We start from the raw sequence: 13,265 nt of genomic DNA, 5'->3' as shown, positions 1-13,265 counted from the left end.
CAGTTACTCCAAACTACAAGAGAAGATATTCGAGGATCGAAGGTTATACGAAGAGTTGTAGCAATAGCATTTTCTTCCCTTTATTTTTTATATTAACTATTATTTTATATATTCGTAGTACAAAATTGAAAGGTATTCACAATAAGGATTATTCCGTTGTGAAAACATTTAAAGCGGTATCTCTTCGGAGCTATCGCTTTTTTATGATCTTCTTGTATCCACTTCTCTCGAATCAGTCCAGATATTAGGTGGACTAAGCATATATCTTAGTCAAACGATATAGGAAAAAAGGGATATCTGTTATTCCTCTTTGTGTAGCCCTAAAAGCTTCTATTTTGGTATTAAATGATTCCGAAGAAGTATTAGTGCTGCTTTTATCAAAGAAATTTAATATTTGATCATAGTGTGTATAGATCGTGTCTTATCCTACATTTATATACGATTCTAGGGTATCCACAAAGGATACCCCTACTATTGTGGTTCTTGAATATCGTGCTTGATGTTAAATTTAATAGATGGTTCATTTGCTTCGACAAGCTCAGCAACCTTTCTCTCGAAGGGTTTAGCAACTTATATTCGAATCAGCCCACATATAATATGAATCAATGCACAAACGCTTAGTTCTGGTCCATTTTACTGATTCTCGTAAAATAATGTCTGATCCCTTTTCTCCATAAATACAAGAAATAATATGATATCCTTCATTTCTTTGCTAGAATCAATAAATATGCTCTTCTGCTCTTCATTTCATTCATTACATTCCCCTGGTTGGAGATAGTATTTGGTAAAAATTTCTTCAAAATATCGACCTCAACATCATCCCCTCCTCTTTTACTATGATCTAAGATATGTCGTAAAAAAGGGCAACCATCATGGCTGCCCTATAATTTTATATTTCATTGTATTGACGTTTGATTATGTTTATGAATCGTTCTATAGATTTTAAAAATGGGAATTTGCCATCCTGTAGATAGCAAACAATCAACTAAGTGTTTAGTTCTAAATTAATATCTTTTATCCGTAGCAGAAGATTCATATACCTCTTTCAATACATCATTGCATGCAGAAAGTTTATGCTACATAAACCAATAAGGATAAGCGCCCACTATCTTAAAGGAGTTAGAATAGTTTGTACCTTTCTAGTTAATAGCTCCAAAAGAAACTATCATCCCCTATCATGCCTCGCATAGACTCTTGTAGGCTGTAGGAACCTGCTTCAAGGGTGTAGTCCACTTCTATTCGACGACAAATATCTTTGGCTATCACTCCATTGTAGATATTGGTATTATCAAAAATAGGTGCCCGAAAGATAACTGCGTTGTCTTTGATTATAGTAACACAGTCTGGAGAGATCTTTAGCTTCTGATTGACACCAATACTAAAGCCATTGCCTAAGTTCTGCGATTCACTCCACTGGTTCATTGAGAACCCCTTGGTGAAGATCACTTTATACCGATTCTTACCAAGATAGGACCATGTGGCAAAAAAATTGTCTTCTAATGTTTCGTTAGACTTCATTAGACATAGTTGTGTGTATCCATCGATATCCGCAGGCTCTGTATAGTGATAAACATTCCCATACCCTAAGTACGTATCATACTCTAAACGTCCATCTACTCTTACATCGCCATATTCTACCATTGTATTACATCCAACCATTCCGAAGGCTATGACTATTAAATATAGTATTGCTGTTTTATTCATATACACTGTTTTATATTGTATTTGTTAGATAAAAAAAAGCAAAAACAGTGCCATTAAATTAACATAGAATTACACTAGTAGTCTATTTTTTACTATTTTAATATTTGATTTTTTTTCATAACGTATCAATATAGATAATTCAGTCTGTAAATCAAAGAGATACAACCTGTGTATACAAGAAACGAGATACCACAAAAGGCATCTCGTTATCTATCGCAAAAGTGCGAGTATTCCTTTTTTAACCACCAATCTAAATCGATATAAGATGATGAAAAAAGTCTTCGAGTAATTATGTATCTTATGAATGGGCTATTACATTATCTTTTGTACATTCTGTGTTCCATCTTTATAAGTTACTCTAATCAGTCCCATCGATTGGTGTTGTTTTTTTAATAATATCAAATTATCCGAAGGATAGATACGTTGCATCTTCTGTCCCATTACATTATAGTAGTCAATATACTCAATGGCTTTCTTCGAGTGGATTTTATAAAAAGGGGCATTCCAAATAATTTGACAACTTTTGTCCACTTTATTAGAAGTATTAGATGTGGCAACCAAGGCCTGAATATTCTTAAATCTGCCCCAAAAAGGATCCGCTTTGTAAACATCTAAAGCAGTCGATGGAACCATCACTATTGCTTTTTTATAAGCACCTCCAGAGAATACCTTGATAGTTTTCAAGTCTTCTTTAGAATAGTAGTTACCAACAATATCACTAAATATGGGAGGGTTTTCACTATTTAAAGTGATACTTTTTAAAATACCGGAAGTTCCCCAAAACGCTTTCTGTCCAATTTCTCTTAAAGTAGAAGGTAATGTAAGCTCAGTAATATCTCTACCAATTCCCCAAATATCATATTCGAATGCTGATACTGCAATCATTCTAACTCCTTCGGGAATAACTAACTTTTTGCGGTAAAGGAAAGACCCTTGAAAACAATTAGACTCAATACTTGTGATTCTTACAGGCAACTGACTCCCTGGATTGAACCCTTTACAACCATAAAATGCATGTTTACCTATAAAACGAAGTGATTCTGGATAAAGTAATTTATTCCTAAACCCTTCACAAGAATAGAAAGCATTCGATTCAATATACTCTAAATTGGCAGACAAATAAAGCGAACCATTTAAACCAGAACATCCACTAAAACATCCTTGTTTAATTGTAGTAATTCCATCAGGAATCTTTAAATCTCCAGTAAAACCATCACACGCATAAAAGGCATAACGACCTAAGCTAGTTAAAGTTGGAGGCAAATCAAGTGTTCCGGTAAAACTACTACCTTCAAAAGCTCTATCTCCAATTGCAACCACATCTCCTTTGAAAGTAAGCGTACCTTTAAGATTAGAACATTCATAAAAAGCTTCATTTCCGATTTTCGTAACAGCAGCAGGAATAACAAGATCTCCATTAAAATTACATCTACAAAAAGCATCAGTCCCTATAGACTTTATGTTATCAGATAACACTAACTTCCCATCTAAACCTTTACAATTCCAAAAAGCATAATCTCCTAATTCAGTTAAACTATTCGGTAATATAAGATCTCCTTTTAATAGGCTACATCCACCAAAAGCTGCGTTTTTAATCGATTGAATTTTCGGACCAAAAACTACATTTCCTTCTAAAGAAGTACAATTATAAAAAGCATACTCTCCAATTTCGACCAATTCATCATGTAAAAATGAATTTATTTGAACACTTAATTGTTTACATTCATCAAATGCAAATGGAGGGATATGAGTTACTCCAATTGGAAGCGGACTAATATAAGCTAATTTGGAACATTGATTAAATACCGCACTCCCTAATACTTTTAAACTAGTAGGAAAATTAAATTTAAAGAGATTGGATTCAGAGAAAGCATATTTCCCAATCTCCTCGACAGTACTAATCACTTGGATTCGTATTGTCGAATTTTCGAGATACGCAAAACTATAAGGACCGATCACTTTCATATGTAGGCCATAAACAGAAATCTTTTTAATTTTGGTATTGCGATCAAAAGTGGACTGTCCAAAAAGACCTTTTAAGCTTTTGTTTTTATAACAGATAGAGATAACCTTTTCTCCTCCAATAAAGGAGGGGGTAGATATCTCTTCAATCTCTGGTCCAATGTATTTAATGAGGTTGATTCCCTCAACCCCATCAATCGTTACTTTATTTACTTCCCATATTTTCTGGTCCGCACCAAGAAGATTCTGCCCTAGTGCATTGGTCGTGACTAAAAGAAGAAAAAACAGGGTAAATGAGATGGTTGATTTAATCCTAGATAGCATATTTTTACATGTATTAATATTTAACAGCTTAAATATAGTATTCTTATTAACTTATTTTATGTTCATGACACATATTTAATATAATTTTCACATTCAATATCTTTGTTCATATATATTTTCAATTGAAATCTTAGCTGTTTAAAAAATCCATTCTATTATTATCAAATGGATTTCAAACTTGATTTATGTTGTAATCACCAGTAAATTCGTTCTGTTGATTCAACATTTAATAAAGAAGACTCATACTGCTCCTAGAATCGAATCATAGAGATTTTTGAGATTCTATCGCCTAGATTGGTGAAAAAAAACTCAAGATAATTGCCTCATAATACAATTTTTCAGTTCAAAGAAAAGTAAGATTTATCCAATGATACTTCATAACATAAAAGAACATAAATAAGACGCTTATTTAGATAAAGTACATGGCAATAGAGCACTATTATTCTATGCTGAGGTAAAAGATGATAGTTAAGATCCTATTAGAAGTATTACTTTATATAACATGATGTAAATAGAATTAATACAACTTTATATCATCTATGTAATTACTTTATAAGCAAATACAACTTCAAAATGTCCAATATGTACCACATTATGTTTCATATTGCTGCTATTTTCGAATGAAATCATAAAAAATAATTCTCATCAAAATGCTTTGTTGTCTCTTCTTTGTGATAAAAAAGTAGCGAAAACCATACTAAAGGGTATAAAAACATGCACAACACCACATATACCACTATACTACCACTAATTACAAAAATGAACAATCAATGAGAAGACTACTCTATCTAAATTTCACACAGACATTCTCATGGATTAATTAAACTCTTTTTGATGATTTACAGTATTAGATCGACAACCACTTTTTTTCATATAACATGATTAGTCTATAAATCTATGTCATCTGCCATAATTGGGCTAATAGATGCGATTCTTGTTGATCTCATTGCATTAATATATTTTAGAAGAGTCGTACCTAATCTTATTCCTAGAATAAAGCCTTAATAAAATATTAATATGACAATATAGAAGTTCATTTTAATATTCTATCACCATACTGTATCAATAACGCTTAATAGGCTTAAGACCAATAATTTTACCCTTAAACCATTTGTTAAAAAAAAATCAACGTCTATTTAAGGTAAGGTTAATCACTTGCGCATTTTCTTTATTTTCTCCTTCCTACTTTATCTTTGGTAACAGTTACAAAAATGATAATAGAGATTTTCCTCTTGTTCACATCTTGCCCTACACCCTTTGAGATTGGTTAGCAAGAGGAAAGCTCTGTTCTTTTGAATATTTACCACACGAAACAAAGCCCATATTTTGTATTACTGTAAAAGAGTGATTAAAAGCTTATGTTACACAGCAATATTGATTGGAAAAATTGTATTTGCGATGAACATTGTAAGTTATGTGAATGTTACCTTTTAAAGAACGTATTAAAATAAACCAAAGCTTTAAGGTTATGGATATATTATCAAATATCGCGGCGTTACACCTCGAGCACAACAAATGGCGTGAAGACATGCGCTTCTATCACCGATTAATTAAGTTCTATCGTAAACATCTTGCTGAATTGGCCACAGACAAGATAGAAGAGAAAGAATTTATGAAGAAGCTCGAGGTGATACAAAATGAATTGTTAATTGAAGAAGGCGAAATTCGGAAATTACATCATATCATTGATGGAGACGAAAAGAAATTATCTACAATTACTGCTGACTCAGATATGGAAGACAAAATCATGTTCTTTAATGCCCATCTCAGACTCAACGAACAGATGGAGCAGTTCTATTGTCTTTTTAACCAACTAAAGAAGAAGTATCTCAATTTCTGTATTAAATGGCAAAGATAGTGCCACCACTCCTTACCTATCATTTGGGATAGATAAGTAAGGAGTTTTTTTTCTTTTTTTTTATTGCATCTGCAAATAGCATGCAAATTTTCGACAAGGGGAAGGTTCTATCAAAGGAACATACCCCTTTTTTAGTTTGCCAGAATCATCTAACTCTACGGGATAAAGTGCTTGCATCTTTTGATCAAAAGCTATTGGGTCACCTTTTCCCAAACGAGCTACTTTCCAAAAACCCTTTACTCCTTCTCCCAAACAACTTCTTAAAGCGAGTGTAACGGTCCCCATATTATATCGCATATTCATCTCTAAACAGGGCTGAAATCGAAGCTCTCCATTCGGTGCTCTATAAAGTAATACATCCACACCTATTATTCCATGATAACGATCTCTTAATAGGTTACGTTCAAATGCTTCTTTTAGATCAGATACAATTAAAGGTGTATGAGTTGAAACAAATTCTTTCAGGTCATGATCCATATCCTCAGGAATAGCCTCTAGATAGTTGCCTTCATATTGCCCATTCTCCATTGTAAAAAAAGAGGCTGCCCCTAAGTAAGATATCTCCTTAGCATCTACTCTAAAATGAAGAGAAAGATCATATAACTTTTCCATTTTCTTCTCAACCATAAGAAACTCCTGTTGTTTCAATGCCCCCTCAATCCAATGGTTGTACGTATCATGTATTTTATCCGTATGAAGAAAGATCATCCCTCTTCCTGAAGAACTATAAGGTGTTTTGACCACAATGTCTCCGTGTTCCTCAAAAAAGGCGTGTACCTCTTCTTTAGAGAATGCCTTTTTAGGAAGCTCTGTTTCAGGCAAATAACATCGTCTATCAGAATGATGAACCAGAATATCTTGTAGTATCTTTAATGCAAAAGCACGAGAATAAACCTCTTTATCTATGGATTGCCATTTTTGAAAACGCTTTGGTAATTGACATAGAGGTTTAACCGAAGCCAATTGATGATGCATTTTTGGGCTCCATCCCCATGCCTCTAATGGTTCTGGAGTTTTATTCTTTAGTGAAAGTATTGCTCTGCTTAAAGCTGTCTGAGTGATATTACAACGATGTATAGCAGAGATACGATCTATAAAATCCTCAGTCGCATGATTTTCTATCAATAGCGTATCACCATCCACACAAAAATAGTAGGGTAAAAAAGCGAGATCTTCTGCAAAGTCTCTTAAATGTTTCGCGGGTGTATAACTATGAAGTCCATTAGCGATCTCTAGTTCATTGGTCGCAGAAAATATATATATCATGATTGCTTTCTTGTTTTGTACTCTCCGACAAAGATAATATACGTTGAGAATATCCATCATTAAACCAACCCTCTTTATATAAAATCTCTCAATTGGAAATAACAAAAAGTCATATTTTTCAAATTTATATTGACATTTTGTAAATAATATACAGAAGTTATATCCTATCACAAGTTTTACTCTTTTACCATATACAACCTATCTTACAAGTTAAACATCTCATTTTACATAGGTTACATCACTTTACAATAAAACAGACTTTCAATCATTTTGCTATCGTTAGTGTTTTTTTTGTATCAAAATGATGTTTTTATTCAAAAATATTTGGATATATGTCATAAGCAGGGTATGTTTGTGATACCATAATGATAGAAAAACATTCTTTTTATTAACAAAAGATCAAAATATAAACCTTATTCTAAACATTAAGTTATTATGATTCTAACAATTCCAGAGGGATACCAATCCGCTCTAACACTAAAAGAGACAGAGAAAGCAATTAAATTCGTAAAAGATTTCTTTCAACAAAACTTATCTTCAGAACTAAGATTACGCAGAGTGACTGCACCACTCTTTGTGATGCAAGGAACTGGAATCAATGATGATTTAAATGGAATAGAGCGTGCTGTATCATTTCCAGTAAAAGAGTTAGGAGATGCAAAAGCAGAGGTAGTTCACTCTTTGGCTAAATGGAAGAGAATGATGTTGGGAAAATACGATATCCCAGCAGGATATGGTCTTTATACCGATATGAATGCGATTAGAGCAGATGAAGAACTAACAAATCTTCATTCGATGTATGTCGACCAGTGGGATTGGGAAGCATCTATTCGTAAAGAAGATCGTAACCTAGACTTCTTAAAGAAAATGGTACAAAAGATATACGGAGTACTCCTTCGTACTGAGTTTATGGTATATGAATACTATCCTGCAATCAAACCTGTTCTACCAGAAGAGATTACTTTCATCCATACGGAGGATCTAGAAAAGATGTATCCTGAGCTTACTCCTTTTGAGAGAGAGACTGAAGTTGCAAAGAAATTTGGAGCGGTATTTATTATTGGAATCGGTGGCAAACTACCATTTTCAGATCAGAGACATGATGGAAGAGCTCCTGATTATGATGATTGGAGTACTGAAACATTAGAAGGTAAAAAAGGACTTAATGGAGACATTATTCTTTGGAACCCTACACTTAAACGTGCTTTTGAAGTTTCGTCAATGGGTATTCGTGTAGATAAAGATGCTCTTAAACGTCAATTGGTTGAAGCAAAGCAAGAGGATCGTGAAAAGTTAATGTGGCACCAAATGCTTTTAAATGATGAGATGCCTCTTTCTATTGGTGGAGGTATTGGACAATCACGTATGTGTATGTTCTTCCTTCAAAAAGCGCATATCGGAGAAGTCCAAGCTTCTATTTGGCCAGATAAGATGATTGAAGAGTGTACAGCTAATGGTATTACTTTAATCTAGATAGTATCTAATTTTTCTATATATAAGATTAGGCCCACTTCTTTATCATTTAGAGGTGGGCTTTTTTGTCATCAATTGAATGGTTCAACGACACAACCTCTCTATACTCTCTCAATAAAAAAGGGATGGCGCCAATAATTAAATTAAAGTCAACCATCCCGCGAGACAGACATTTAGTTTTTATATCATTATATGAAACAGGGGGTGAGGATAGATAATCTTTTCGACTAGAATTTAGAAGAAGGACAATCTAAGAATCACAAAGTGATCTGACGGTATGTAGCAATAGATTATAAAAGCATCTGTACAATCAATCGAGATAGGTTTTTCTCTAAACTAAATGGTCTATCATTTATAGCCCAAAAATACCAAAGATTCTAAAAACACACAATATAATAAAAGACAAATATTGTTATGATAACACAAAACTCTAATTCTATTATTTACACATAAACACATTACACACAAGTAAATAGTCCTTAATGGATAAGAATATGCAATAACAGGGCATGTTATTAAAAGATCCACACTCCACACTCCAATAAAACCAAAGGTTGTGAAACAAAAAAGAGCAACACCTCTCTTCTATGAGAATGTGCTACTCTTACCACCAAAAACATAGCATGGGTATACTTTGTTTTCAGTACAAACATTCTGCATATAGTCAATTCCTATAAACCAAGAACCTCCAACACTTTTATAATACTTTAAACCAATGGTTTATAATTAAGAACAACAGCTAAATTATTACCCTTCATTTAAAAACAAAAAGAAACGAATCTTTTTTATGAAACTTTTTTATACTTGAATGTAGCAATCAAGAAGATAAGGATACCATATACAAAAAGTGAAATAATTTCGAACTGAATATCTATTATCGAAGCACCCTTTAACAACACTCCTCGAATTATTCGTATGTAATAGAATAGAGGATTAAGATAGTTTAATATTTGTGCCCATTGAGGCATACTCTCTACAGGAGTAAACATTCCACTCATTAAGATGAATACCAATAGGAAAAAAAAACAGATAAACATCACCTGTTGTTGCTTGTCACTCACAGCAGAAACCCACAAACTAATCCCCAATAGAGGAACGAGATAGACTGCGGTACTAAACATCAAAGTAAACAGATTTCCTGCGATAGGTTGTCCAAAAGCCAATCTAGCAATACCAATACCCAGTAAAAGATCTACAATTCCGATAATCATAAATGGAATGAGCTTTCCCAAAATAAATTGATATTTCTTTATTGGAGTCACATTGATTTGTTCAATGGTTCCCATCTCCTTCTCTCGAACAAAATTCATCCCCGAAAGCATCATTCCAACCAAAGAGATCAATATAGCCAAGATCCCCGGTGCCATATAGTATTTAAAGTCCATCTCGGGATTATACCAATAGCGAAAATGAATATCAGCAGGAGTGACTGAATACCCCACATCTCTTTGATGACTCTCAAAACTATGCCATTGACTTTCAAAATATCCTTTAATCATCTCAGCATTACTACTATTCACCGCATTAATGGCTACCTGTGGCTTTACGTTGATATTGCTTTCAAAGTCGCGACCAAAATGTTCAGGAATCTCCACTACTGCATCAAGATGTTCACGATGAAGCTGATCTAAAGCAGACCCATTAGCATTTAAGGGCTGAAGGCAGAAACAATCGAGCCCTTCAAGTTTTGTATATAATTTACGAGATAAAGCAGAATGATCCTGGTCTATAACTCCGACATTTACCTCTTTTAGCTCCATGGTTGTTGCCCACACCAATACCAACATCTGAACAATAGGCATTGCAAAGATGATCGGTAATATTGCTTTGTTTCTTCGTATTTGAAGAAACTCTTTCTGTATTAAATATAAAATTACTTTCATCGCTTCGTGTTATTAATCATCTAAATGGACATTGTATTTTTTCACACTTAAAACCATGAAGAAAAGTGTCATTCCTAATAAAACAAGAAATGGCTTGAGTATCCCTTCTAACCCAAATCCCTGAATAACAACTCCTTTAAAACAGATAATAAACCACTTTGCAGGCATCAAATTGCTGATCCATTGTAGTATCATGGGCATATTGGCTACAGGAAATATAAATCCTGACAATAGCATGGTTGGCATCAACAATACAACCAAAGAGAACAGCATGGCTACAATCTGTGTGTCTGCGACCACTGAAATAAAGATACCGATACTTAAAGAGAGTAGAATATAGAGAAGTATCACACCAAAAAGAAGTACATTACTCCCTAAAAATGGCAACCCAAAAAGTAATTTGCTCAATACTAAGATAAGAAGCCCATTAATAAAAGACAATATCAAGTAGGGAGTTACTTTTCCTATAATCACCTCTATAGGACGTATAGGCGAGATTAATAGCATTTCAAATGAGTGGTTTTCTTTCTCTTTTGTCAAAGTAATGGCCGTCATCATCGCAGATATAAGCAGCAAGACCAAAGCCATTACACCAGGCACAAACATATAGGTACTCTTGAGCTCCTCATTATATACCATTCGATATTGTGGACGTATCAAAGAATGATTCTCAACTCCTAGATAATCTCCTATTACAGAACTCGTATAGTTTAGTATTAACTGAGAAACCGTTGGATTGGAACCATCCAATATAATACCGATGTCCCCTCCCTCTCTATTTACAGTAGAACATTCAAGATCAAGGTCAAAGACAATAAGCTCTTGTATCTTATTCTGTCGAAAAAGTCGATCCGCATCCTCTATCTTATCTATCTTTACCACCGAATCAAAGTAACTACTTCCCTCTAATTTATTACATATATCTTGGCTTATCTGATCATGGGTTCTATCCACCACACCAACCTGTATATTGGAGATGTCGGTACGTATTACATATCCAAATAGAAGTATCTCTACCAATGGAATACCAAAGATCATGAAGAGAGTTCGCTTATCACGAAAGATATGGATGAACTCTTTTTTTATTAGTCCCCAAACTCTTTTTTTCATCTTATTCTACGTTTTAGATCTTTTTAATATTACTCAACATTTCGTGCTAACAAAACAAAAAGGGAGTCAATCGAATCCACTTTGTGAGTCTCTTTAAGAGATTCTGGATCACCATAAGCAACCACTTCTCCCTGACTCAGAATACAGATACGATCACAATACTCCGCTTCGTCCATATAGTGTGTCGTTACGAATATAGTGATCCCCTGCGCTTGTGCTTCATATATTTGGTCCCAAAAAAGACGTCTAACTTGCGGATCCACTCCTCCTGTAGGTTCATCTAGAAATACAATTTTAGGATCGTGAATTGTAGCCAATGAGAAGGCAAGCTTCTGTTTCCATCCTAATGGTATCGATTTAACTAGGTCATCTCGATGACTCCATAAATTGAGTTTATGTAGAATCTTTTCCCCTTTATCTTTTATTTGTGACTTAGACAATCCATAGATCCCTGCAAAAAGACGTAGATTCTCCCATATAGTAAGATCCTCATAAAGAGAAAATTTCTGAGACATATAACCTATTTCTCGTTTGATCTTCTCTGACTCATGGTATACATTGTAACCAAGGACCTCTACATCTCCCGAAGTAGGTGTGAGTAGCCCAGAAATAATCTTCATAGCTGTAGACTTTCCAGCACCATTAGCCCCAAGAAAACCAAATATCTCTCCACGCTTTACATCGAAACTCAACTCATTGTTTGCATAGAAAGATCCAAATTTTTTACATAGTTTGGAGACCTGAATCACATAGTTTGAATCACACATCATTTCTATTCGTTAGATGAAACATAAAAACATCCTCAATATCAGGAGTCACTTCACGAATTATACCAGATACACGAGAGAGTGTCTCTTGTAGGATATTCATAAGAGAATGCTCTTTTTTCGCAATCACTCTAATGGCTTTGCCAGATAGATAAGCAAATACCTCAGGATGTCTTCTCATGATATTTTGCTTAAAACGATAGATTTCACTGGAAGGAATTCCCTCTATTTGATAGAAGCTTCTGTTACGAGGCTTCTCTATCAATGCTTTGGGAGAACCAGACTCTAACACCTTACCCTCATGTATCAACAAAATTTGATCACACATCATCGCCTCATCCATATATGGAGTAGATACGACCATGGATGTTCCTTGAGATCTATAGTCTTTAAGGATATTCCAAAACTCTCGTCTCGAAACAGGATCCACTCCCGTAGTAGGCTCATCTAAAAGAAGCAGAGAGGGTTGATTTACCAAAGCACAACAGAGGGCTAACTTCTGCTTCATCCCTCCAGACAACTGTCCTGATTTACGACTTTTAAAAGGAGCCAATTGCGAAAATATAGGGTCAATAGCATCTTTACACTGCTCATAACGAACCCCATGAATATCCATAAAGAAAGATAAATTCTCCCAAACACTTAAATCTGGATATAGAGAGAACTGACCAGGCATATAGCCCAATCTCTTTCTTATCTTGAGAAAATCAGTTCTTACATCCAATCCATCAATAGTGACCTCTCCATCTTCCATATTTTGAAGCGTAGCAATACTACGTAGAATGGTTGTTTTCCCAGCTCCATCTGGTCCAATAAGTCCAACGATCTCATGTGAATTGGCCTCCATTGAGAAACGATCTACTGCTAAAAGATCGCCATAATGACGTTTAAAATCCTTGACTCGTAGCATATTGTATC

Annotated in this window: 10 protein-coding genes; 2 read left to right on the top strand and 8 right to left on the bottom strand. The window is 34.3% G+C overall.

Annotated features, from left to right (window positions below):
* Positions 1 to 253: 253 nt before the first annotated feature.
* The 3 genes from K4L44_07225 to K4L44_07215 all read right to left on the bottom strand — a co-directional run bounded on the left by K4L44_07225 (position 254) and on the right by K4L44_07215 (position 3,990).
* Positions 254 to 415, bottom strand: coding sequence for a transposase (locus K4L44_07225; GenBank protein ID QZE15968.1), 162 nt, complete (start codon positions 413 to 415; stop codon positions 254 to 256).
* Positions 416 to 1,143: 728 nt separating this feature from the next.
* A complete protein-coding gene (locus tag K4L44_07220; GenBank protein QZE15616.1) occupies positions 1,144 to 1,704 on the bottom strand; it encodes a hypothetical protein in 561 nt (186 codons plus the stop codon).
* A gap of 312 nt (positions 1,705 to 2,016) precedes the next feature.
* Positions 2,017 to 3,990 carry a leucine-rich repeat domain-containing protein gene (locus tag K4L44_07215; protein ID QZE15615.1) on the bottom strand — a complete coding sequence of 658 codons (1,974 nt, stop codon included), beginning with the start codon at positions 3,988 to 3,990 and terminating at the stop codon, positions 2,017 to 2,019.
* Positions 3,991 to 5,458: 1,468 nt separating this feature from the next.
* On the opposite strand from K4L44_07215, the gene K4L44_07210 reads away from it, so the two are divergent.
* A complete protein-coding gene (locus tag K4L44_07210) occupies positions 5,459 to 5,848 on the top strand; it encodes a hypothetical protein (GenBank protein ID QZE15614.1) in 390 nt (129 codons plus the stop codon).
* Between the two features lie 60 nt (positions 5,849 to 5,908).
* On the opposite strand, the gene K4L44_07205 is transcribed toward K4L44_07210, so the two are convergent.
* Complete coding sequence (locus K4L44_07205) at positions 5,909 to 7,114, bottom strand: hypothetical protein (GenBank protein ID QZE15613.1); 1,206 nt, start codon at positions 7,112 to 7,114, stop codon at positions 5,909 to 5,911.
* A 435-nt stretch (positions 7,115 to 7,549) separates the two neighbouring features.
* Here K4L44_07205 and asnA point away from each other — a divergent pair, with 435 nt between their 5' ends.
* Positions 7,550 to 8,587, top strand: coding sequence for an aspartate--ammonia ligase (asnA, locus tag K4L44_07200; protein QZE15612.1), 1,038 nt, complete (start codon positions 7,550 to 7,552; stop codon positions 8,585 to 8,587).
* Positions 8,588 to 9,372: 785 nt separating this feature from the next.
* On the opposite strand, the gene K4L44_07195 is transcribed toward asnA, so the two are convergent.
* From K4L44_07195 to K4L44_07180, 4 genes are read right to left on the bottom strand one after another with little or no spacing between them, the layout of a single operon-like run.
* On the bottom strand, positions 9,373 to 10,470 hold the full coding sequence (locus tag K4L44_07195; protein QZE15611.1) for an ABC transporter permease: 1,098 nt from the start codon (positions 10,468 to 10,470) through the stop codon (positions 9,373 to 9,375).
* Between the two features lie 12 nt (positions 10,471 to 10,482).
* Positions 10,483 to 11,580, bottom strand: coding sequence for an ABC transporter permease (locus K4L44_07190; GenBank protein QZE15610.1), 1,098 nt, complete (start codon positions 11,578 to 11,580; stop codon positions 10,483 to 10,485).
* A gap of 29 nt (positions 11,581 to 11,609) precedes the next feature.
* Positions 11,610 to 12,347: an ABC transporter ATP-binding protein gene (locus tag K4L44_07185; GenBank protein ID QZE15967.1), complete on the bottom strand. Its 738-nt coding sequence runs from the start codon at positions 12,345 to 12,347 to the stop codon at positions 11,610 to 11,612.
* A complete protein-coding gene (locus K4L44_07180) occupies positions 12,340 to 13,257 on the bottom strand; it encodes an ABC transporter ATP-binding protein (protein QZE15609.1) in 918 nt (305 codons plus the stop codon). The genes K4L44_07185 and K4L44_07180 overlap by 8 nt, the downstream gene beginning before the upstream one ends.
* Between the last annotated feature and the right edge of the window lie 8 nt (positions 13,258 to 13,265).

The organism is Prolixibacteraceae bacterium (assembly GCA_019720755.1).
Lineage (GTDB): Bacteria > Bacteroidota > Bacteroidia > Bacteroidales > Prolixibacteraceae > Halosquirtibacter > Halosquirtibacter laminarini.
This window is presented reverse-complemented; position numbering and strand designations above follow the sequence as displayed.